General features: G+C 74.5%; 19 protein-coding genes. 11 read left to right on the top strand and 8 right to left on the bottom strand.

The genetic code is table 11. The features are described from left to right. Positions 1–66 precede the first annotated feature (66 nt). Positions 67–1227, top strand: a complete 1161-nt coding sequence (xylA, locus tag ACGFI8_RS03145) for a xylose isomerase (protein WP_392799141.1) — start codon at positions 67–69, stop codon at positions 1225–1227. Positions 1228–1363: 136 nt separating this feature from the next. Next, entirely contained in the window at positions 1364–2758 is a 1395-nt protein-coding gene (xylB, locus tag ACGFI8_RS03150) for a xylulokinase (RefSeq protein ID WP_392799143.1), read from the top strand. A 297-nt stretch (positions 2759–3055) separates the two neighbouring features. On the opposite strand, the gene ACGFI8_RS03155 is transcribed toward xylB, so the two are convergent. From ACGFI8_RS03155 to ACGFI8_RS03170, 4 genes are read right to left on the bottom strand one after another with little or no spacing between them, the layout of a single operon-like run. Then, positions 3056–3316, bottom strand: a complete 261-nt coding sequence (locus ACGFI8_RS03155) for a DUF4235 domain-containing protein (RefSeq protein WP_392799146.1) — start codon at positions 3314–3316, stop codon at positions 3056–3058. Between the two features lie 28 nt (positions 3317–3344). Next, a complete protein-coding gene (locus tag ACGFI8_RS03160; RefSeq protein ID WP_392799149.1) occupies positions 3345–3764 on the bottom strand; it encodes a DUF3618 domain-containing protein in 420 nt (139 codons plus the stop codon). Continuing rightward, on the bottom strand, positions 3761–4234 hold the full coding sequence (locus ACGFI8_RS03165; RefSeq protein ID WP_392799152.1) for a phage holin family protein: 474 nt from the start codon (positions 4232–4234) through the stop codon (positions 3761–3763). The genes ACGFI8_RS03160 and ACGFI8_RS03165 overlap by 4 nt, the downstream gene beginning before the upstream one ends. Positions 4235–4282: 48 nt before the next feature. Next, on the bottom strand, positions 4283–5788 hold the full coding sequence (locus ACGFI8_RS03170; RefSeq protein ID WP_392799155.1) for an MFS transporter: 1506 nt from the start codon (positions 5786–5788) through the stop codon (positions 4283–4285). A gap of 49 nt (positions 5789–5837) precedes the next feature. Between ACGFI8_RS03170 and ACGFI8_RS03175 the strand changes: the two genes are divergently transcribed. The 3 genes from ACGFI8_RS03175 to ACGFI8_RS03185 are packed head-to-tail and all read left to right on the top strand — an operon-like array spanning position 5838 to position 7953. Next, positions 5838–6560 carry a TetR/AcrR family transcriptional regulator gene (locus ACGFI8_RS03175; protein WP_392799158.1) on the top strand — a complete coding sequence of 241 codons (723 nt, stop codon included), beginning with the start codon at positions 5838–5840 and terminating at the stop codon, positions 6558–6560. Continuing rightward, positions 6557–7111, top strand: coding sequence for a hypothetical protein (locus ACGFI8_RS03180; protein ID WP_392799161.1), 555 nt, complete (start codon positions 6557–6559; stop codon positions 7109–7111). The genes ACGFI8_RS03175 and ACGFI8_RS03180 overlap by 4 nt, the downstream gene beginning before the upstream one ends. A 23-nt stretch (positions 7112–7134) precedes the next feature. Next, the gene (locus ACGFI8_RS03185; RefSeq protein ID WP_392799164.1) at positions 7135–7953 is read left to right on the top strand and encodes a DUF1028 domain-containing protein; all 819 of its coding nucleotides are present in this window, start codon (positions 7135–7137) and stop codon (positions 7951–7953) included. Here the strand turns inward: ACGFI8_RS03185 and ACGFI8_RS03190 are convergent. Continuing rightward, positions 7939–8898: a LysR family transcriptional regulator gene (locus tag ACGFI8_RS03190; RefSeq protein ID WP_392799167.1), complete on the bottom strand. Its 960-nt coding sequence runs from the start codon at positions 8896–8898 to the stop codon at positions 7939–7941. The genes ACGFI8_RS03185 and ACGFI8_RS03190 overlap by 15 nt on opposite strands. A 74-nt stretch (positions 8899–8972) precedes the next feature. On the opposite strand from ACGFI8_RS03190, the gene ACGFI8_RS03195 reads away from it, so the two are divergent. Further along, the gene (locus ACGFI8_RS03195; RefSeq protein WP_392799169.1) at positions 8973–10334 is read left to right on the top strand and encodes an aspartate aminotransferase family protein; all 1362 of its coding nucleotides are present in this window, start codon (positions 8973–8975) and stop codon (positions 10332–10334) included. Positions 10335–10374: 40 nt separating this feature from the next. On the opposite strand, the gene ACGFI8_RS03200 is transcribed toward ACGFI8_RS03195, so the two are convergent. Beyond that, positions 10375–11070 (bottom strand): response regulator, encoded by a 696-nt coding sequence (locus ACGFI8_RS03200; RefSeq protein WP_392799171.1) that lies wholly within the window; start codon positions 11068–11070, stop codon positions 10375–10377. After that, positions 11063–12199: a GAF domain-containing sensor histidine kinase gene (locus ACGFI8_RS03205; protein WP_392799174.1), complete on the bottom strand. Its 1137-nt coding sequence runs from the start codon at positions 12197–12199 to the stop codon at positions 11063–11065. The genes ACGFI8_RS03200 and ACGFI8_RS03205 overlap by 8 nt, the downstream gene beginning before the upstream one ends. 117 nt (positions 12200–12316) lie before the next feature. Between ACGFI8_RS03205 and ACGFI8_RS03210 the strand changes: the two genes are divergently transcribed. Both ACGFI8_RS03210 and ACGFI8_RS03215 read left to right on the top strand, forming a co-directional pair. Then, a complete protein-coding gene (locus ACGFI8_RS03210; RefSeq protein ID WP_392799176.1) occupies positions 12317–13006 on the top strand; it encodes an SDR family NAD(P)-dependent oxidoreductase in 690 nt (229 codons plus the stop codon). A gap of 14 nt (positions 13007–13020) precedes the next feature. After that, a complete protein-coding gene (locus tag ACGFI8_RS03215) occupies positions 13021–14016 on the top strand; it encodes an S-adenosylmethionine:tRNA ribosyltransferase-isomerase (RefSeq protein WP_392799178.1) in 996 nt (331 codons plus the stop codon). Positions 14017–14020: 4 nt separating this feature from the next. Here the strand turns inward: ACGFI8_RS03215 and ACGFI8_RS03220 are convergent, their stop codons facing one another. Next, positions 14021–14749: a helix-turn-helix transcriptional regulator gene (locus tag ACGFI8_RS03220; protein ID WP_392799180.1), complete on the bottom strand. Its 729-nt coding sequence runs from the start codon at positions 14747–14749 to the stop codon at positions 14021–14023. 61 nt (positions 14750–14810) lie between these two features. Here ACGFI8_RS03220 and ACGFI8_RS03225 point away from each other — a divergent pair, with 61 nt between their 5' ends. The 3 genes from ACGFI8_RS03225 to narH all read left to right on the top strand — a co-directional run bounded on the left by ACGFI8_RS03225 (position 14811) and on the right by narH (position 21452). Next, positions 14811–16022 carry a globin domain-containing protein gene (locus ACGFI8_RS03225; RefSeq protein WP_392799182.1) on the top strand — a complete coding sequence of 404 codons (1212 nt, stop codon included), beginning with the start codon at positions 14811–14813 and terminating at the stop codon, positions 16020–16022. A gap of 247 nt (positions 16023–16269) precedes the next feature. Further along, positions 16270–19917 (top strand): nitrate reductase subunit alpha, encoded by a 3648-nt coding sequence (locus ACGFI8_RS03230; RefSeq protein ID WP_392799658.1) that lies wholly within the window; start codon positions 16270–16272, stop codon positions 19915–19917. Beyond that, positions 19917–21452, top strand: a complete 1536-nt coding sequence (gene narH / locus ACGFI8_RS03235) for a nitrate reductase subunit beta (RefSeq protein ID WP_392799185.1) — start codon at positions 19917–19919, stop codon at positions 21450–21452. Before ACGFI8_RS03230 ends, narH begins: the two co-directional genes overlap by 1 nt. The last annotated feature ends 6 nt before the right edge of the window (positions 21453–21458 follow it).

A 21458-nucleotide genomic window follows, 5' to 3' on the forward strand; every position in this document is an offset into this window, starting at 1 on the left:
AACCCCGGCTTGCGGCGTAGCCTGAGGCCCACATCCGCCAACACCCCGCCCGCGAAGAGGTAGCTCATGAACGATTACCAGCCCAGCCGCGAGGACAAGTTCTCCTTCGGGCTGTGGACTGTCGGCTGGCAGGCCCAGGACGTGTTCGGCGGGCCGACGCGCGCGCCGCTGGACTCGGTCGAGGCCGTGCACCGGCTGTCGGACCTCGGCGCCGCCGCGGTGACGTTCCACGACGACGACCTGTTCCCGTTCGGCAGCGACGACGCGACCCGCGACAAGCTCATCGGGCGCTTCAAGGATGCGCTGCAGGAGACGGGCATGCGGGTGGAGATGGTCACCACCAACCTGTTCGGCCACCCGATCTTCAAGGACGGCGGGTTCACCTCCAACGACCGCGCGGTCCGGCGGTTCGCCTTGAAGAAGGTGCTGCGCAACATCGACCTCGCCGCTGAGCTCGGGGCCGAGACGTATGTGCTGTGGGGCGGGCGCGAGGGGGCCGAGTCCGGCGGGGCGAAGGACGTCGCCGCGGCGCTGGATCGCTACCGTGAAGGGCTCAACCTGCTCTGCGCCTACGTGCGCGACCGGGGGTACGACATCCGGTTCGCGCTCGAACCCAAGCCCAACGAGCCCCGTGGCGACATCCTGCTGCCCACCATCGGCCACGCCCTCGCGCTCATCGCGACGCTCGAGGAGCCCGAGCGGGTGGGGCTCAACCCGGAGGTCGGCCACGAGGAGATGGCGGGGCTCAACTTCGCCCACGGCATCGCCCAGGCCCTGTGGCACGGCAAGCTGTTCCACATCGACCTCAACGGCCAGCACGGGCCGCGCTTCGACCAGGACCTGCGCTTCGGCGCCGGCAACCTCCGCGGCGCCTTCTGGACCGTCGACGTGCTCGAGAACGGCGGGTACACGGGCTTCCGCCACTTCGACTACAAGCCGCCGCGCACCGAGGACTACGACGGGGTGTGGGAGACCGCCCGCGCCTGCATGCGCAACTACCTGATCCTGCGCGAGCGGGTGCGCTCGTTCCGCGCCGACCCCGAGGTGGCCGCGGCGCTGGCGGCGGCCCGGGTCGACGAGCTCTACGAGCCGACGGTGGCCGAGGGCGAGACGATCGAGTCGCTGCGCGCCGAGGAGTTCGACGTGGACAAGCTCGCCGCACGCGGCGGCGCGTTCGAGGTCCTCGACCAGCTCGCCATGGAGCACCTGCTCGGGGTGCGGTCATGACCGGTCCGGAGCGGAGCGTAGGGGCCGGTCATCATTGGCTCAGGTTCAAGTCATGCCACAGCCGGAGCGAAGTGGCGCCTGGTCTGGGTCGATCCGCGCGAAGCCCCATCGAGCCAGACTGGGCGGAGGTTCTGGCATGACCCTTGTCGCCGGGGTGGACACGTCCACCCAGTCGACGAAGGTGCTCGTGTGCGACGCGGACACCGGCGCGGTCCTGCGGGAGGGCCGCGCCGGGCACCCGGACGGGACCGAGGTCGCGCCCGAGCACTGGTGGCGCGCGTTCCAGGCGGCGACCGCCGGCGGGCTGCTCGACGGGGTCGCCGCGATCGGCGTCGGCGGGCAGCAGCACGGGATGGTCCTGGTCGACGAGGCCGGCGAGGTGGTCCGCGACGCGCTGCTGTGGAACGACACCCGCTCCGCCGGCGCCGCCGAGGACCTGATCGGCGAGCTGCCCGGCGGCGCCGCCGGCTGGGCCGAGGCCGTCGGGCTGGTGCCGGTGGCCAGCTTCACCGTCACGAAGCTGCGCTGGGTGGCCCGCAACGAGCCGGACGTCGCGGCCCGCGCCGCGGCCGTCATGCTGCCGCACGACTGGATCACGCACCGGCTGCGGGCCGGCCGCGGCGCCGAGCCGACCACGGACCGCGGCGACGCCTCCGGGACCGGGTACTGGTCGCCGTCGACCGGGCGGTACCGCACCGACCTGGTGCGCCTGGCGTTCGGCCGGGACCTCGCGCTGCCCCGGGTCGCCGGGCCGGCCGAGGTCGTCGGCGAGACCGAGGGAGGCGCGCTGCTCGCCCCCGGCACCGGCGACAACATGGCCGCGGCGCTCGGCCTCGGCCTGCGCCCCGGGGACGTGGTGGTGTCGCTGGGCACGTCCGGCACCGTGTTCGGGGTCTGCGAGACGCCGGTGGCCGACCCCGGCGGTACCGTCGCCGGATTCGCCGACGCGAGCGGCCGGCACCTGCCGCTGGTCGCGACGCTGAACGCGGCCCGGGTGCTCACCGCGACCGCGGACCTGCTCGGCGTGCCACTGTCCAAACTGGACGAGCTGGCGCTGTCGGCGGAGCCGGGCGCGGGCGGGCTGACGCTGCTGCCCTATCTCGACGGCGAGCGCACCCCCAACCTGCCCGCCGCCCGCGGCCTGATCAACGGCCTCACCCGCGCCAACGCCGGGCCGGCCAACCTGGCCCGCGCGGCGTATGAGGGCATGCTGTGCGGCCTGGCCGACGGGCTCGACGCGGTCCGCGCGGTCGGCGTGCCGGTGGATCGGGTGCTGCTCATCGGCGGCGCGGCGGCCTCGGCGGCGGTCCGGGCGATCGCGCCGGCGCTGCTCGGGATGCCGGTGAGCGTGCCGGAGCCGGGAGAGTACGTGGCGCTCGGCGCGGCCCGCCAGGCGGCGTGGGCGCTGCGCGGCTCGGCCGAGGCGCCGGCGTGGCCGGTGGCCGCGGCCGAGGTCACCGCCGTCCCCGCCGAGGGGATCCGCAAGGTGTACGCCGAGGTGCGCGACCGCGCTCAAGCCCTCCTGCGGTGACAAGGGCGCCGGGATGACGTGGCCGCCGGGGTGACGAGGCCGGGGTTCGCGCCCCGGCCCCGCACCGCGGGTCGTGCGGCGGGTTCCGGCGCCGGATCGTCCGCCAACGGCCCGGCGCCGGAATCCCGTGCGCCGGGCCGTTCCCTCATCCGGCCGGGCGCTGGATCACGTTCGCAGCAACGACTCTGGGACGCCCCGGTTGCGCGCGACGGTTCCCGGCCGGGAGCGCGGGCGTTGCCGGGGTCGCGGTGTCGTACGACCGGGGGACGCGCGACGCGGCCCCGGCGACCGGGCGCGTCAGGCCTGCCGGTCGCCGGTGAGCCGCCGCACGCCGGCGGCGCCGCCGCGGTCGATGGCCGCCTTCACCGCCGCGAAGATCGCCCCCTGGAGGGCGGCGGCGGCCAGGACCTCGGCCCAGCTGTAGTCGCGCGACGTCGGTTCGGGCGCGTCCTCCTCGCCGGCCAGGCGCTTCCACACCTGCCTGAACACGAAGCCCGCCGCCACCCCGCCGGCGACGCTGGAGGCGATGCTGAACGGCTTGTACAAGAGCTTGCTCACCTGGGCTCCATCCGTCGGGGTGGCGGCGTCACGTGCGGTGGTTGCGGTAGCGGATGAGCGCGGCGAGGATCAGCAGCGCGGAGCCGACGACCCACGGCGCCGGGCGTTCCCGCGCCGAGCGGACCATCCGCCGCAGCCCGTCCTCGACGCTGCGCCGTGGGTTGGTGCGCAGCTCGCGGCCCACGTAGGCGGCGTTGACGGCCACCTGCTCGACGCCCTCGCGCATGCGCAGCCTCGCGGCCGTGACCGAGGAGTGCATCGCCTCCTGGGCGCGGGCCTTCACGTCCGCCTTCGCGGCGAGCGCCTCGACGGTCGCGCCGAGGCCGGCGCGGGTCCGGGCGATCTCCTCGCGCAGCGCGGCCACGTCGACGGCCGCGCCATGCCCGTTGTGGCTGTACCGGTCGCCGCCCTGGCCGGAGCGGCCGTGCCTGGGCTCGGCTGCGGTCATCGTTGCCCCCCGTGCTTGACCGAGGTGGTGATGGTGTCGATGTCGGCGCGCACGCCGGCGACCGCGTCCTGCGGCATCGGCGATCCCGCCCTGCGCATCTGGCCGCGGCCGAGCAGCACCAGCACGCCGGCGATGACCAGCAGTACGGCGCCGATGATGAGGGCCGACAGCCACGCCGGCAAGGCCGCGGCCAGGCCGATGATGGCGGCCGCCAGCAGCGCGCCGACGCCGTAGAACGCGACAACGGCGGCGCCGCCGTACATCCCGGCCCCGACGCCGGCCCGCTTGCCCTTCTGGGTGAGCTCGATCTGGGCGAGCTTCAACTCGTCGCGCACCAGCGTGGACATCTGCTCGGCGGCGAGCCTGACGAGCTCTGCCGTGGACCGGTCGCCGACCGGCGGCGCCAGGCTGGCGACCGGGTTCTGTACGCGCGGCGCGGCGGCCGGGCGGTCGTTCAGGGTGTACGTCATGGCTTCTCCTCTCGGCCGTGCTTCCCTGATTCCCGCCCGGGCCAGGGTCTAACCCGTAACTGTGGCCGCGGGAGCCCCACCGGCCCCGGGCGTCCCGTGCGGCGGCTCCGGCTCCTCGCGGGCCGGCCCGCTCGCCCGGGCCGGCAGCAGGAACGCGAGCCCGCCGGCGAGTGCGAGCAGGCCGAGCTCGAGCCACAGCACGCGCTCCAGCGAGCCGGTGAACCCGCCGCCGGTGCCGAGCCACGAGAAGAACGCGGTGCCGAGCACGGCGACGCCGACCGCGCCGCCGATCTGCTGCGCGGCGGTGAGGGTGCCGGATGCGGAGCCGACCTCGTGCTCGTCGACGGCGGCGAGGACGAGGTCGAAGTACGGCGCCATCGACGCGCCCATGCCGGCGCCGAGCACGAGCAGGGCCGGCACCAGCGGCCACGGCGTGCCGAGACCGGTCCCGCCGGTGGCGGCGAGGGTGGCCAGCAGCCCGGCGGCGCCGAGGCCGACGACCGCGGTACCGCCGACGAGCAGCGCCCGGCCGCCGAACCGGGCGCCGAGGGCCTGCGCGGCGACGGCGCCCAGGGCGGTGCCGAACGCCCACGGCGCCTGGGCGAGGCCGGCGCGCAGCGGGGAGTAGCCGAGGCCGAGCTGGAGGTACACGCTGAGGATGAGGGTCAGGCCCATGAGCCCGGCGAAGAAGATCAGCCCGACCAGGAGACCCGCGTTGAAGCGGCGCTTGGCCAGCAGGGACGGCTCCACCAAGGTGCTGCGCCCGGCCCGCAGGCGGCGGCGCTCGTAGCGCTGGAACAGCGCGAAGGCCGGCAGGGACGCGATCATCGCCGCCCAGCACCACCACGGCCAGCCGAGCTCGCGCCCTTGCACGAGGGGGAAGACGAGCAGCAGCACCGCCGCGCCGAGCAGCGCGGTGCCGGGCAGGTCCAGGCGCGGCGCGGCGTCGCGCTCGGCGGGGCGGGGCAGCACCAGCGCGGCCCCGGCCAGCGCGGCCAGGCCCACCGGCAGGTTGATCAGGAAGATCATCCGCCAGCCGGTGCCGAACAGGTCGGCGCCGACGAGCACCCCGGCGAGGATCGGCCCGCAGACGGCGGACAGGCCCATGACGGGGCCGAACGCGCCGAACGCGGCGCCGATCCGCTCGGGCGGGAACGCGGCCTTGATCAGGCCGAGGCCCTGCGGGATGAGCACGGCGCCGGACAGGCCCTGCAGCACGCGGAACGCGACCATCCAGGCCGGGCCGGGGGCGACCGCGCACAGCAGCGACATGAGGGTGAACCCGGCGGCGCCGGCCAGGAACATGCGCCGGCGGCCGAAGACGTCGCCGAGGCGGCCGCCGGTGACGAGGCCGACGGCGAACGCGAGGGTGTAGCCGGCGGCGAGCCACTGCAGGAACGCGGTGCCGCCGCCGAGGTCGGCGCGGATGGACGGGCCGGCGATGGCGATGATCGTGGCGTCGAGGAGGTCCATCACCTCGGCGGCGAGCACGACGGCGAGGACGGCCCATCTCCAGCGATAGGGATCGGGCTTCGAACGGTGTTCGTTGTTCACGAACATCGTTCTAGTTTCGAACACTGTTCGTGTCAAGTAATATTGCCGGGTGCCCGCAGCCGCCATCCCCGCCCCACCATGGCGGGCGCCGAAGAAGACACCGGCCGCCCGCCAGCCCCTGAGCGCGGAGGCGGTGCTGAGCACCGCCCTGCGCATCGTCGACCGGGACGGCCTCGACGCGCTGAGCATGCGGCGCGTCGCCCAGGAGCTCGGCACCGGCGCGGCTTCGCTGTATGCGTACTTCGCCAACAAGGACGAGCTGCTCGAGCAGCTGCTCGACCGGGTCGTGGGCGAGATCCCGCTGCCGTCGCCGGCCGCGCCCGACTGGGTCGCCGAGGTCAAGCGCAGCTGCTACGCCAGCCGCGCCGTCTTCTGCGCCCACCGCGACCTCGTCAAGGTCGCCCGGGCCAACCTGCCGCTGGGCCCCAACGCGCTGCGGTACACCGAGGCGTTGCTCGCCGTCCTGCGTGGCGCCGGCGTCCCCGACCGGATCGCCGCCTGGGGCATGGACCAGTTGTCGCTCGTCATCGTCGCCGACGCCGTCGAGACCGCGATCCACGCCGAGCGCGGCCGGGCCACCGAGGCCGACGCCGCGCCGTACCTCGCCCAGGTCCGCGACTACCTCGCCGGCCTGCCCGCCGACGAGTTCCCCAACCTCGTCGCCATGGCCCCCATGATGATCGAGGGCAGCGGCGACGAGCGGTTCGCCTTCGCCATCGACCTCATGGTCGGCGGCCTCGCCCGGCACGCCCGCGGCGGTGACGCGCGGTGACCGCCATCGTGGGTCTCGTGCACCAGGGCACCGTGTATGTCGGCGGCGACAGCGCCGGCGCGTCCGGCTGGAGCCTCACCGTCCGGGCCGACAGCAAGGTCTTCCACAACAACGGGTACCTGTTCGGCTTCACCACGTCGTTCCGGATGGGGCAGCTCATCCGGTACTCGCTCAAACCCCCGAGGCCCGTCGGCGACATCGAACGCTTCATGGCAACCCGGTTCATCGACGCCGTCCGCGAGTGCCTCAAGGCCGGCGGCTGGGCCCGCCGCGACAGCGAGCGCGAGGAGGGCGGCACGTTCCTCGTGGGGGTCAAGGGCCGGCTCTTCACCGTCCACGACGACTACCAGGTTGCCGAGGCCGCCGACGGGTACGCCGCCGTCGGGGTCGGCGACGAGATCGCCCTCGGCGCCCTCTTCGCCACCGCCCAGTCCCGCATGGCCCCGCAGCGGCGCGTCGAGATCGCCCTGCGCGCCGCCGAACGCTTCAGCGCCGGCGTCCGCGGCCCGTTCGTCTGCTTGTCCCAGCCACCGGGAGTACTTTCAGACTGAAACATTGCACTACGGTGTTGCCCATGACGTTCTCGATCGTCGGGCGCTCCGCCGACGGCCAGTCCATCGGCATCGCCGTCGCCAGCAAGTTCCTCGCCGTCGGCGCCGCCGTCCCGGCCGCCGAGGCCGGCGTCGGGGCGCTGGCCACGCAGGCGTTCGCCAACCTCGCGTACCGCACCCAGGGCCTCGCCATGCTGCGCACCGGCACCGCCGCCGCCGACGTGGTCGCCGGACTCACCGCCGCCGACCCCGGCCGCGCCACCCGCCAGCTCGGCGTCGTCGGCCCGGCCGGCGACGGCGCCACCTACACCGGCGGCGAGTGCTTCGCCTGGGCCGGCGGCGTCGCCGGCGACGGGTACGCCATCCAGGGCAACATCCTCGCCGGCCCCGCCGTCGTCGCCGAGATGGAGCGGGCCTGGCTCGCCGCCCCCGGCCTGCCGCTGGCCCGCCGGCTGCACGCCGCCCTCGCCGCCGGGGACGCCGCCGGCGGCGACAGCCGCGGCCGGCAGAGCGCCGCCCTGTTCGTCGTGCGCCGCGGCGCCGGCTACGGCGGGCTGAGCGACGTCGAGGTCGACCTGCGCGTCGACGACGACCCGGATCCGGTGACCCGGATGGGGGGCCTCATCGGCCTTTGGGAGCTGTACTTCGGCAAGCCCGACCCCGCCACGCTGCTGCCCCTGGAGGGCGCGCTCGCCGACGAGGTCCGCGACCGGCTGGCCGCCCTCGGCCACGGCGACCTGGCCGGCTGGGCGGGCGTGGAGAACCTCGAGGAGCGGCTCGTGGACGGCGCGATCGACCCGCTGGTGCTCGCCCAGCTGCGGGCCGCCTCATCCGGGGAGTGACTCGACCGCCGTCTCGGCGAGCGCGGCGAGCACCGCGGCCACCGACGGGCGGGCCGCCGCCGTCGCCCGGACCGCGGCGGTGATGCGGCGTTCGAGGGGGTCGCGGAGCGGGTGCGCGGCCACGTCGTAGCGCGGGTCCACGGCCAGCTCCGGCAGCAGCGTCACCGAGAGGCCGGCCTCGACGTGGGCGAGGAGCGGGCCGTACGAGCCGAAGAGGGCGCCCAGATCCGGCTCGAAGCCGGCGCGCCGGCAGGCGCGGGTGATCAGGCCGTGGGTCCAGCTGCCGGGGCGCTCCGCCGACCACGCCCGCTCCGCGTAGCCGGCCAGGTCCACCGGCGCCGGGGCCGGCGGGTGCGGTGCCGCGGGCGGGCGGGCGTTCGCGGTCACCAGGACGATGCGGTCCGTGGCCAGGTCCGTGTGCACGATCTCGTCGCCGACCGGGGTGGAGCCGTCGAACAGGTCCGCGGTCACCACCACGTCGCACTCGCCGCGGCGCAGGGCCGGGACGCTCTCCACCGGGTCGAGTTCCCAGACGTCGACGCGCAGCCGGGGGTACCGCCGGCGCAGGAGCAGGACCGCGGACAGCACGAACGTGTTCGCCGCGCTGGTGAACGCGCCGACCGTGACCCGGCCCGCCGGCTCCGCGCCCGCGCGGCCGCCGCCGTCGCGGGCGCCGGCGGTGTCGTCCAGCGCGGCCACCTCCGCCCGGGCGGCGTCCATCTGGTCGAGGATCGCCCGGGCGTGGCGGGCCAGCGCCTCGCCGGCCCCGGTCAGGCGCAGGCGGCGGCCGGCCCGCTCGAACAGCCGGGCGCCGGCCTCCCGCTCCAGGACCGCCAGCTGCTGCGAGACCGTCGACGGGCTCAGGTGCGCGGCCTGGGCCACGGCGCGCACGGTGCCCAGGGAGGCGAGGTCGCCGAGCAGCTTCAGCCGCCAGGGGTCGAGCATTGTTCGATTGTGCCGTACAAGCTGTGCGGGAACGTGCGCTGGAGGCGGACAGCGGCCGGCCGTACCGTCGGTGCATGACGGACTTCTGGAGTGACGTCGATCGTCACGTGGTGCGCTACGGCGGCGCCTTCACGCCGGAGATCATCGCGCGGGCCGAGGGCAGCCACGTGTACACCGAGGACGGGCGGCGCATCCTCGACTTCACGTCCGGGCAGATGAGCGCCATCCTCGGGCACGCGCACCCCGAGATCGTGGCCACCGTGCGGCGGCAGGTGGGGGAGCTGGACCACCTGTTCAGCGGGATGCTGTCCCGGCCGGTGGTGGACCTGTCCCGGCGGCTGGCGGAGTCGCTCGCCGCCGCGCAGGACGCGATCGAGGAGGATCCGGCGGGGGGCCCGGACGGCGGGCAGGCGCCGGGCGAGCAGGCGCGACTGGACAAGGTGCTGCTGCTCACCACCGGGGCCGAGTCGAACGAGGCCGCCGTGCGCATGGCCAAGCTCGTCACCGGCGGTCACGAGATCGTGTCGTTCGCGCGGTCGTGGCACGGCATGACCCAGGCGGCGGCCGGCGCCACCTACAGCGCGGGGCGGCGCGGGTACGGGCCCCCGGCGCCCGGGAACTTCGCCATCCCGGTGCCGAACCCGTACCGGCCGGACTTCACCACGCCCGACGGCGCGCTGGACTGGCGGCGGCAGCTCGACTACGCCTTCGAGCTGTTCGACGCCCAGTCCGTCGGCGCGCCCGCCGCCTGCCTGGTCGAGCCGATCCTCAGTTCCGGCGGGGTGATCGAGCCGCCGCCGGGGTACCTCGCCGCGCTGCGGCGCAAGTGCCGCGAGCGCGGCATGCTGCTCATCCTCGACGAGGCGCAGACCGGGCTGTGCCGGACCGGGACCTGGTACGCGTTCCAGCGCGACGGCGTCGTCCCCGACATCATCACGCTGTCCAAGACGCTGGGCGCCGGGCTGCCGCTCGCCGCCGTGGTCACGACCGCGGCGATCGAGCAGCGGGCGCACGAGCGGGGGTTCCTCTTCTACACCACGCACGTCAGCGATCCGCTGCCCGCCGCCGTGGGCAACACGGTCCTGGACATCCTCGAGCGTGACGCCCTCGACCAGCGCGCCGCCAAGCTCGGCGACCAGCTGCGCCGCGGCCTGCTCGAGCTCAAGGACCGGCACGCCGTCGTCGGCGACGTGCGCGGGCGGGGGCTGCTGCAGGGGCTCGAGCTCACCGACGGCGACGACGCGCGGGCGGGCGCGGACCGGCTCGGGGCCGAGGTGACCCGGCGGTGCCTGGCGCTCGGGCTGCACATGAACGTCGTGCAGCTGCCGGGAATGGGCGGGACGTTCCGCATCGCGCCGCCGCTGACCAGCAGCGACGAGGAGATCGAGCGCGGGCTGGCGATCCTCGACGAGGCGCTCACCGGGGCGACCGCCTGACGGGTGGCTGACCCGGCCACCCCGGGCTGGGTCAGCCGGGTCAGCCGGGGTGGTCGGGGTGGTCGAGGCCGCTGCGGACCGCGTACAGGGCCGCCTGGGTGCGGTCCTGGACGCCGAGCTTCGCCAGGATCGCGCTCACGTGCGTCTTCACCGTCTTCTCGGCCAGGCCCAGGGCGCGGGCGATCTCCCGGTTGGAGCGGCCCCGCGCCACCTCGGCGAGCACCTCGCGCTCCCGGGCCGTCAGGTGCGTGGCCTCCGGCGCCGGGCCGCCGTCGGCCAGCATGCGGGCCACGTCCGGGTGCAGCAGGACGTGGCCCGCGTGCACGGCACGGATCGCGGCGGCCAGGGCCGGCGGGTCGACGTCCTTGTACACGTAGCCGGCGGCCCCGGCGCGGACCGCGGGGAGGACGGCCGCGGGGTCGGTGAAGCTCGTGATCACCAGCACCCGGGCCGGAGCGGGTGCCGCCGGCTCGCCGGGCCGGGCCGCGGCGGCGCCCGTTGCCGTCGGCGCGGCGGCGCGCAGCCCGCGCAGGGCCTCGACGCCGTCGCCGCCGGGCATGCGCAGGTCCAGCAGGATCACGTCGGGCGCGGTGCGGCGGGCCTCGGCCACGCACGACGCGCTGTCGTGCGCCTCGCCCACGACGACGATGTCGTCCTGCAGGTCGAGGAACGTGCGCAACCCTTGGCGTACCACCGGATGATCGTCCACGACGAGCACCCGGATCCGGTCAGGCACCCGGCACCTCCAGCGTCACGACCGTCCCCTCGCCCGCCCCCGAGCGCACCAGCAGCCGCGCGCCGACCGCCCGGGCCCGCTCCCGCATCGACGCCAGGCCCAGGCGGGGCTGCGGCGCCCCGTTCGCGGGGGTGCCGTGCACGTCGAAGCCGCGGCCGTCGTCCGACACCGTCAGCACCACGCCCGGGCCGGCCCGGCGCAGCTCCACGGCCACGTGTGCGGCGCCCGCGTGCCGCAGCGCGTTGTGCAGCGCCTCCTGCGCCACCCGGTACGCCGCCTCCTCCCGCGACGCCGCCAGCCGCGGCACCGCGTCCGCGGCGAACGACACCCGCGCGGCGTGCACCCGGTCCAGCAGCTCCGCCTGCCGTTGCAGGGCCGCGGCCAGGCCGTCGCCGGCCAGGTCCACCGGGCGCAGCCCCACCACGATCGACTTCAGCTCCGCCGTGGCCTCGGCCGCCAGCCGGCGTACCGTGTCCAGCTCCGCCGACGCCCGCGCCGGGTCGCGCTCCACCAGCGCGGCCGCCGCCTCCGCGGTCAGGCGCAGGCTGAACAGCTTCTGCGTCACGGCGTCGTGCAGCTCCCGCGCGATGCGCTGCCGTTCCTCCACGATGGACAGTTCCCGGCTGCGCTCGTACAGGCGGGCGTTGACGATCGCGATCGCCGCGTGCCCGGCCAGCAGCTTCAGCAGCTCCTCGTCGCCGGCGTCGAACGCGCCGCCCTGCTTGTTGGCCAGGAACAGCTCGCCGAGGATCTCCGCACCGTCCACAATGGGCATGCCGAGGAAGTCGACCATCTCCGGGTGCGCCGCCGGCCAGCCCTCGAACCGCGGATGCGTGCGGATGTCGGTCGAGCGCACCGGGCTCGGGTCGCGCAGCATCGCCCCCAGCAGGCCGTGCTGGCGCGGGATCGGGCCGATCGCCCGCCACTGCTCGGCGCTGAGCCCGTCGGCGAGGAACTCGCGGAACGAGCCGTTGCCGTCCGGGATGCCCAGCGCCGCGTACCGCGCGCCGAGCAGCCGCCGCGCCGCCGAGACGATCGTCTGCAGCACCTCCCGCACCGAGAGGTGGGCGGTGACGGCCAACACCGCCGCGCTCACCTCGCGCAGCTCCTCCCGATCGCACCCGGCCACGCAATCCACGGTACCGATGCCGGGGTTCGGTCTTGAAGGTCCTACGACCAAGGGCCTAGGCGCTTGCCGGTCCGCGGGCCGATGGCACGCGGCCGGGCGCTCCATAGCGTCGGGAGCATGTCCGACACCGTCATCCGCCCAGCAGCACCGGCGCCCACGGCCATCGTCACCGGCGCCTCCCGCGGGCTCGGCCGGGCCCTCGCCGAGGCGCTCGCCGGCGCCGGCTGGATCATCGTCGCCGACGGGCGAACCCTCCAACCCGGCATCGCCGCCGAGATCCCCGGCGTGGTGCCCGTCCCCGGCGACGTCACCGACTCCTGGCACCGCGGGCTCCTCGTCGAGACGGCGCTGGAGACCGGGCGCCTCGACCTGCTCGTCAACAACGCCGGCATCCTCGGGCCCAGCCCGCAGCCGGCGCTCGCCGGCTACCCGCTCGACGCGCTTCGCGGCGTGTTCGAGGTCAACCTCTTCGCGCCGCTCGCCCTGACCCAGCTCGCGCTCCCGGCGCTGCGCGACCACGGCGGCGCCGTCGTCAACGTCAGCTCCGACGCGGCCGTCGGCGCCTACCCCGGCTGGGGCGGCTACGGTGCGGCGAAGGCCGCCGTGGAGCAGATGAGCAACGTGCTCGCCGCCGAGGAGCCCAAGCTGAGGGTCTGGTGGGTCGACCCCGGCGACCTGCGCACGCAGATGCACGCCGAGGCGTTCCCCGGCGAGGACATCAGCGACCGGCCGCTGCCGTCCACGGTCACCCCGGCGTTCCTCGACCTGCTCGCACGCCGGCCCGCGTCGGGGCGGGTCCGGCTGTGAGTGCTGTGTCCGTCGTGCCCGAGTTCGAGCTGCCGACGGCGCTCGAGGCGCACGAGCCGCCCGAGGCGCGCGGGCTCGCCCGGGACGAGGTGCGGCTGCTCGCCGGGTCCTCGGCCGGGGTGTCGCACCACCGGTTCACCGAGCTGCCGGAGTTGCTGCGGGCTGGGGACGTGCTCGTGGTCAACACTTCCGGGACGCTCGCGGCCTCGGTGCCGGTGGTGGGGGTACCGATGCGGCTGCACTTCTCGACGCTGCTGCCGGACGGGCGGTGGGCGGTCGAGGTGCGCGGGCGGGACCTGCGGCCGCGGCCGGGGCGGGCCGGCGTGCTGCCGCTGCCCGGCCGCGCCACCGCGACGCTCGAGGAGCCCTACACCCGGGGCCGCCTGTGGTCGGCCACCGTCCGGGCCGCGCTGCCCGTCCCGGAATATTTGCAGCGGTACGGCCAGCCGATCCGCTACCCGTACGTGCGGCGGCGGTGGCCGCTGTCCGCCTACCAGACGGTGTTCGCGAACCGGCCCGGGAGCGCGGAGATGCCCAGCGCCGCGCGGCCGTTCAGCGAGCGCGTCGTCACCCGGCTCGTCGCCGCCGGGGTGCAGTTCGCGCCGCTGGTGCTGCACACCGGGGTGGCGTCGCCGGAGGCGCACGAGCGGCCGTACCCGGAGTGGTTCTCGGTGCCGGCGACGACGGCGCGGGTCGTCAACGACGCCCGGGCGGCCGGCGGGCGGATCATCGCGGTCGGCACGACGGCGGTGCGGGCGTTGGAGAGCGCCGCCGGGCCCGAGGGGCGGGTCGCGGAGCGGGAGGGCTACACCGACTTGGTGGTGACGCGGTCGCGGGGCGTGCGGGTGGTGGACGGGCTGCTGACCGGTTTCCACGAGCCGCGGGCGTCGCACCTGGATCTCCTGGCGGCCGTGGCGGAGCCGGACACGCTGCGCGACTGCTATGCGGAGGCGGTGCGGTGCGGGTATCTGTGGCACGAGTTCGGGGATGTGAACCTCCTCCTGCCGTGAGCCGCTAGTCGCGGCGGCGGGCCGGGGACAGGCGCACGACGCACGCGTCGGGGGCGCCGAAGGGCTCCAGGACGGCGCTGTCGCCGACGCGGTGGTGCTCGAGCACGCCGCGCACCACGCCGGCGTGCAGGCCGCACATCGCGTCCGGGTTCTGTCCCACCAGGTCCAGCAATGGGCAGGCGCGCAGACGCACCTCGACACCGGTGCCGCCGGCCGGCTCGGGTTGCCGGCGCGGGTCGAAGCCGAGGCCGCGCAGCACCGTGATGACGGCGTCGACCGGGTCGGCGTGCGGTGCGGCTGCCCGGGTCGAAGCTGAGGCCAGTTGCCTTCCCCAGTCCCGTCCCACGCGGGCGGCCGCCTCGCGGACGTCGCCGCGGACGGGAGCCAGGTGCGCGAGCAGGGCGGCCGCCAGCGTCCGGTACGGCGCCGGGGCGGGATCGGCGGCGCGGCGGACGCTGGCGGCCCGGTAGCGCCAGGCCGGGCGGCCCGGCGCGCCGCCGCTGGGCCGGGCCTTCACCAGCAGCCCGGCCGCGACCAGCCGGTCCAGGTGGGCGCGGGTGGTGGACAGGTGCTGCCCGGTGGCGGCGGCCACCTCGGCGGCGGTGAGCCCGCCGGCCACCGGCAGCCCGGCGCGGACCAGCCGCATGATCGTCGCCCGGCTCGCCGAGCCCAGCGCCCGGTGGCGGGGGGTGTCGTTCGTCTCCCCGGTGGGACCTTTCCGCGGTGTTTCCATGGTAGGTAACGTTATAACGGCAAACGGCATAAAAACCATGGACGGCAACACAAGGAGAGTCATGCTCAGCCCCTCTTCCGCCGCCATCGTCCGCGCGACCCTGCCGGTCGTGCGCGAGCATGGCGAAGCGATCACCGGCGCCTTCTACTCGCGGATGTTCGCCGCCCACCCCGACCTGCTCGACCTGTTCAACCGGGGCAACCAGGCCACCGGCCGGCAACGCCAGGCCCTGGCCGCGGCCGTCGTGGGTTACGCCGGACACCTGATCGGCGACGGCGCGGTGCCCTGGGGGCCGGTCGTCGAGCGCATCGCCCAGAAGCACGCGTCGCTGGGCATCGCGCCCGCGCAGTATCCGATCGTCGGCCGGCACCTGCTGGCCGCCGTCGGGCAGGTGCTCGGCGAGGCGGTCACCGACGAGGTCGCCCGCGCCTGGGACGAGGTCTACTGGCTGTTCGCCTGCGAGCTGATCGCCCGCGAGGCACGGCTGTACCACGCCGCCGGCCTGGACGATCCCGCGGCGGTGTGGCGCGCCTTCCGGGTCGTCGAGCGCACCCCGGAGACCGACGACGTCGTCTCCTTCACGGTCGCCCCCGCCGACGGCGCACCGGCCGGCGAGTTTGTGCCGGGACAGTACGTCTCGGTCGCCGTCGACCTCGGCGACGGCGCGGGCCGGCAGATTCGCCAGTACAGCCTGTCCGGCGCACCGGGGCTGCCCACGTGGCAGATCACCGTCAAGCGGGTGCGCGGTCAGGCCGGCGCCCCCGACGGGGCCGTGTCGAGCTTCCTGTACGGGCGGGTCGCCGCCGGTGACCTGCTGCGCCTGAGCCCGCCGTTCGGCGACGTCAGCAGCGTGCCCGGTGACGGCCCGCTGGTCCTGGTCAGCGCCGGCATCGGCATCACGCCGGCGATGTCGGCGCTGCACCACCTGGCCCGGCGCGACGCCGAACGCCCGGTCGTGCTGGTGCACGCCGACCGGACCGGTGCCACCCATGCCCTGCGCCGGCACCTGCCCGCGCTTCGCCGCGCCCTGCCGCGGCTGCGGATGCACCTGTGGTACGAGCACGGCGGCCCCGACGCGGCGCTGGCGACGCTCGCCCGCGTCGACACCGGCCTGGTCGATCCCGCGCTCATCCCCGTGCCGGCCGACGCCGACGTGCACCTGTGCGGGCCGCTGCCGTTCATGAGCCACGTGCGCGCCGGCCTGCTGCGGCGGGGGGTGCCGGGCGAACGGATCGCCTACGAGGTCTTCGGGCCGGAGATGCTGCCCAGCTGACCATCATGACAGCCCGTGCAGGGCCAGGGTCAGCAACGCCGCGGGGCTTTGGTCCCGACCTCCTCGGGACGGGCGGCACATGTCGCGCCGGTTTGGCTGCACGACGCTGGGTGACGCGGCACCGGGTGTGCCGCATCGGCGTGGCAGCGCGCCGATCAGCGCCGAGGAGTGATCAACCGTGCCGCCACGCCCGTCGCCGAACGCCGCCCTTCCCCCCTCGACGGACACGGTGCCGGGCGTGGCGCCTCTGCTGGCCGCTCGTCGCTTCCTGACCAGGGAGACGGTGGGTGACCACGGCCGGACCCTGCACCAGGTGGACGGCGGGCAGTGGGAGGCCTTCTACCGCGATCGGTGGCGGTACGACCGGGTCGTCCGCTCCACCCACGGCGTCAACTGCACCGGGTCCTGCTCCTGGAACGTGTTCGTCAAGGACGGGCTGATCACCTGGGAGCACCAGGCCACCGACTACCCGACGACCGGCCCGGACTCGCCCGACTACGAGCCCCGCGGCTGCCCCCGCGGAGCGTCCTTCTCCTGGTACGAGTACTCGCCCTCGCGGGTGCGGCACCCGTACGTGCGCGGCGTCCTGGCCGAGATGTTCCGCGAGGCGCTCGGGCGCCTCGGCGATCCCGTGCTCGCGTGGGCCGACATCGTCGAGAACCCGCTGAAGGCGCGCGCCTACAAGACCCAGCGGGGCCGCGGCGGCTTCGTCCGTGCCACCTGGGACGAGGCGATCAGCATGACGGCGGCCGCGCACGTCTACACCACCAGGACATACGGGCCGGACCGGGTCGTCGGGTTCTCGCCCATCCCGGCGATGTCGATGGCGTCGTTCGCCGCCGGCACCCGCTACCACGCGCTGCTGGGCGGCACGCTGCTGAGCTTCTACGACTGGTACGCCGACCTGCCGATCGCCTCGCCGCAGATCTGGGGCGACCAGACCGACGTGCCGGAGGCCGGCGACTGGTGGAACGCCACGTACCTGATGATGTGGGGCTCCAACATCCCGGTGACCCGCACCCCGGACGCGCATTTCCTGGCCGAGGCCCGCTACAAGGGCACCAAGGTGGTCGCGGTCAGCCCGGACTACGCCGACAACGTCAAGTTCGCCGACGACTGGCTTGCCCCGCACCCCGGCACGGACGGCGCGCTGGCGATGGCGATGGGCCATGTGGTGCTGACCGAGTTCTTCCGCGACCGGCAGGTGCCGTACTTCGCCGACTACACGCGCACGTACACCGACCTGCCCTTTCTAATCACGCTACGGGAGACCGCGGCCGGTGGGTGGGCGGCGGACCGGTTCCTGACGGCCGAAGACCTCGGCAACACCCATCCCGGCCAGGCCCACGGAGCGCACAAGACCGTCCTGGTCGACGAGCGCACCGGTGAACTGGTCGTCCCGAACGGCTCGCTGGGCTTCCGGTACGCCGACGACGGTGCGGGCCGCTGGAACCTGGACCTCGGCGACGTGGTTCCCGCGCTGGGCCTCTTCGGGCGGACCGGCGAGGCGGTCGAGATCGACCTGGCCCGCTTCGACGTCGGGGACACCGAGGGCGGCGCCGTCATGCGCCGCGGCGTGCCGGTGATCCGCGTCGGGGAGCACGTCGTCACCTCGGTCTTCGACCTCGTCATGGCGCAGTACGGGGTCCGCCGCGACGGCCTGCCGGGGCAGTGGCCCACCGGCTACGACGACGCCGACGCGCCGAACACCCCGGCCTGGCAGGAGCGCATCACCGGCGTGCCGGCCGCGCTCGCCGCCCGCATCGGCCGCGAGTTCGCCCGCAACGCCGAGCGCAGCGGGGGCCGGTCCATGATCGTCCTGGGCGCGGGGGCGAACCAGTGGTTCCACTCGGACATGACGTACCGAGCGTTCATCTCGCTGGTCACCCTGACCGGCTGCCAGGGCGTCAACGGCGGCGGCTGGGCGCACTACGTCGGGCAGGAGAAGGCCCGGCCGATCACCGGCCAGCAGCACATGTCGTTCGCCTTCGACTGGCAGCGGCCGATGCGGCACCAGGCCAGCACCCCCTTCTGGTACCTGCACACCGACCAGTGGCGCTACGAGCGCGTCCCGGCCGACGAGCTGTCGTCGCCGCTGGGCACCGGCCGGTTCGCCGGCATGACCTTCGCCGACACGGTGGCGGCCGCCCAGCGCATGGGCTGGAGCCCGGGGCACCCCGCGTTCAACCGCAACCCGCTTGACCTCACCGACGAGGCCGCCGCGGCCGGCCGCACCGTCCAGGAGTACGTCGTCGCGGAACTGCGGGCGGGCCGCCTGCGCGCCGTCGCCGAGGACCCCGACGACCCGGCGAACTTCCCCCGCTGCCTCACGCTGTGGCGGGCCAACCTGCTCGGCTCGTCCGGCAAGGGCAACGAGTACTTCATGCGCCACCTGCTCGGCGTCTCCTCGTCCGCGACCGCCGAGGAGTGCGACCCGGACCACCGGCCGCGCGACGTCGTGTGGCGGGCGGAGGCGCCGGTCGGCAAGCTCGACCTGCTCACCGCCCTGGACTTCCGGATGACCAACACCGGGCTGCACGCCGACATGGTCCTGCCCGCCGCCACCTGGTACGAGAAGCACGACATCTCGACCACCGACATGCACCCGTTCGTGCACGCGTTCAGCCCGGCCGTCGCGCCGCCGGCCGACGCGCACACCGACTACGACACCTTCCTGGCCCTGGCCGATAAGGTCAGCGAGCTGGCGGTCACCCACCTCGGGGTGCGCCGCGACGTGCTGGCCGCGCCGCTGCAGCACGACACCCCGGACGAGTTGGCCACCCCGAACGGGCGGGTGCGCGACTGGAAGGCCGGCGAGTGCGCGCCGGTGCCCGGACGGACCATGCCGAAGCTGATCGAGGTCGAGCGGGACTACACGCTGATCGGCGCGAAGATGCGTGCCGTCGGGCCGCTGCTGGACACGCTGGGCACCACCACCAAGGCGATCACCGTAGACGTCACCGCCGAGGTGGAGTACCTGCGGCACCGAAACGGCGTCATCACCGACGGCCCGTTCGCCGGGCGGCCGTCGCTGGCCACCGCCGACCGGATGTGCGAGGCGATCCTGGCCCTGTCCGGAACGACCAACGGCCGGGTGGCCGCGGCCGGCTTCGCGGCGCTGGAGCAGCGCACCGGCAGGCCGTTCGCCGACCTGATCGCCGGCCACGAGGACGACCGGGTCACGTATCCGCAGACCCAGGACGCCCCGCAGCCGGTGTTCACCAGCCCGGAGTGGTCGGGCTCGGAGAAGGGTGGGCGGCGCTACTCACCGTTCACGCTCAACGTGGAGCGGCTCAAGCCATGGCACACCCTCACCGGCCGGCAGCACTTCTTCGTCGAGCACGACTGGGTGGCCGAGCTCGGCGAGCAGCTTCCCGCGTTCCGGCCACCGCTGAACATGGCCCGCCACTTCGGCCGGCCGGGCGAGCCGGTCGACGGCGGTGTGACGGTGCGGTTCCTCACCCCGCACGCCAAGTGGTCGATCCACTCGATGTACCACGACAACGAGCTGATGCTGGCCCTGTCCCGCGGCGGCCCGGTGATCTGGATGAGCGTCGAGGACGCCGCCAAGATCGCCGTGCGCGACAACGACTGGATCGAGGCCCACAACCGCAACGGCGTCGTGGTGGCCCGGGCCGTGGTCAGCCACCGGATGCCGGAGGGCACCGTCTTCCAGTACCACTCGCCGGAGCGCACGGTGAACGTGCCCAAGGCGGAGCGGTCCAAGCGCCGCGGCGGCTACCACAACTCGATGACCCGCCTGCTGGTGAAGCCGACCCACCTGGCCGGCGGGCACGCCCAGTTCACCTACGCCTTCAACTACTACGGCCCGATCGGCAGCCAGCGCGACGAGATCACCGTGATCCGCCGCCGTGCGCAGGAGGTGGAGTACTGATGCGGATCCGCGCGCAGGTCGCCATGGTGATGAACCTGGACAAGTGCATCGGCTGCCACACCTGTTCGGTGACGTGCAAGCAGACCTGGACCAACCGCGACGGCACCGAGTACGTCTGGTTCAACAACGTCGAGACCAAGCCCGGCATCGGCTACCCCAAGCACTACGAGGACCAGGACCGCTGGCACGGCGGCTGGCAGCTGGACGGCAAGGGGCGGCTCAGGCTGCGCTCGGGCGGGCGTGTGCAGCGGCTCACCCGGCTGTTCGCCAACCCGGACCTGCCGTCCATCGACGACTACTACGAACCCGCCATCTTCGACAAGGACATCCTGGTCAACGCGCCGGCCGGGCTGAGCGACACGCCGGTCAAGCGCCCGCACTCCGCGCTGACGGGCGAACCGATGGCCGTCACGTGGGGCGCCAACTGGGAGGACAGCCTCGGCGGTGCGCACGAGCACGCCGGTGCGGACCCGAACATCGCCCGCATGCCGGCCGAGGCGGCGGCCAGGGTCAAGTTCGAGTTCGAGAAGACGTTCATGTTCCACCTGCCGCGCATCTGCGAGCACTGCCTCAACCCGGCGTGCGTGTCGGCGTGCCCGTCCGGCGCCATGTACAAGCGCGCCGAGGACGGCATCGTCCTGGTCGATCAGGACCGCTGCCGGGGCTGGCGGATGTGCGTCTCGGCGTGCCCGTACAAGAAGGTGTACGTCAACCACGCCACCGGCAAGGCGGAGAAGTGCACCCTCTGCTTCCCGCGGATCGAGGCGGGACTGCCGACCATCTGCTCGGAGACCTGCGTCGGCCGGCTGCGGTACCTGGGCATCGTCCTCTACGACGAGGACGCGGTGCTGGCCGCGGCGTCGGTCCCGGACGAGCGTGACCTGCTGGACGCCCAGCGCGGCGTGTTCCTCGACCCGGCGGACCCCGCGGTGCGGCAGGCCGCCCGGGACGCCGGGATGCCGCCCGAGTGGATCGAGGCGGCCCAGCGGTCCCCGGTGTGGCGGCTGATCGCCGAGTACAAGATCGCCCTTCCGCTGCACCCGGAGTACCGCACGCTGCCGATGGTCTGGTACGTGCCGCCGCTGTCGCCGGTCCTGGACGCCGCCGGCGCCGCGGGTCGCGACGACACCGACGCCGACGACGTCTTCCACACCATCCGCGAGCTGCGCATCCCGGTCGAGTACCTGGCCGAGCTGTTCACCGCCGGCGACGCCGACGCCGCCGCCGGGGTGCTGATGAAGCTGGCCGTGATGCGCTCCTACATGCGGGCCCGCTCCCTGGACGGCACCGTCGCCGAGGACCTGCTCGCCGGCATCGGGATGACCGCCGCCCAGGTGGAGTCGATGTACCGGCTGCTGGCCATCGCGAAGTACGACGAGCGGTACGTCATCCCCGCCGCGCACCGCGAGGACGCCGCGGCGCTGGAGGCGCAGGCCGCCGCCCACGACGGCTGCGCGCTGGACCGCGCGGGCGGGCCGGGCATGACCGACGGCCGGCGCGGCCTCACCCTCAACCCGCTGCGGAGCCGGCCATGACCGGTC

Source organism: Dactylosporangium sp. NPDC048998 (assembly GCF_043197855.1).
GTDB lineage: Bacteria > Actinomycetota > Actinomycetes > Mycobacteriales > Micromonosporaceae > Dactylosporangium.

Coding starts and splice junctions, on each gene's coding strand:
- ACGFI8_RS03210 (WP_392799176.1), top strand. CDS start 12,317: ATGTCCGACACCGTCATCCGCCCAGCAGCACCGGCGCCCACGGCCATC.
- narH (WP_392799185.1), top strand. CDS start 19,917: ATGCGGATCCGCGCGCAGGTCGCCATGGTGATGAACCTGGACAAGTGC.
- ACGFI8_RS03185 (WP_392799164.1), top strand. CDS start 7,135: ATGACGTTCTCGATCGTCGGGCGCTCCGCCGACGGCCAGTCCATCGGC.
- xylA (WP_392799141.1), top strand. CDS start 67: ATGAACGATTACCAGCCCAGCCGCGAGGACAAGTTCTCCTTCGGGCTG.
- xylB (WP_392799143.1), top strand. CDS start 1,364: ATGACCCTTGTCGCCGGGGTGGACACGTCCACCCAGTCGACGAAGGTG.
- ACGFI8_RS03220 (WP_392799180.1), bottom strand. CDS start 14,749: ATGGAAACACCGCGGAAAGGTCCCACCGGGGAGACGAACGACACCCCC.
- ACGFI8_RS03225 (WP_392799182.1), top strand. CDS start 14,811: ATGCTCAGCCCCTCTTCCGCCGCCATCGTCCGCGCGACCCTGCCGGTC.
- ACGFI8_RS03195 (WP_392799169.1), top strand. CDS start 8,973: ATGACGGACTTCTGGAGTGACGTCGATCGTCACGTGGTGCGCTACGGC.
- ACGFI8_RS03160 (WP_392799149.1), bottom strand. CDS start 3,764: ATGACCGCAGCCGAGCCCAGGCACGGCCGCTCCGGCCAGGGCGGCGAC.
- ACGFI8_RS03190 (WP_392799167.1), bottom strand. CDS start 8,898: ATGCTCGACCCCTGGCGGCTGAAGCTGCTCGGCGACCTCGCCTCCCTG.
- ACGFI8_RS03165 (WP_392799152.1), bottom strand. CDS start 4,234: ATGACGTACACCCTGAACGACCGCCCGGCCGCCGCGCCGCGCGTACAG.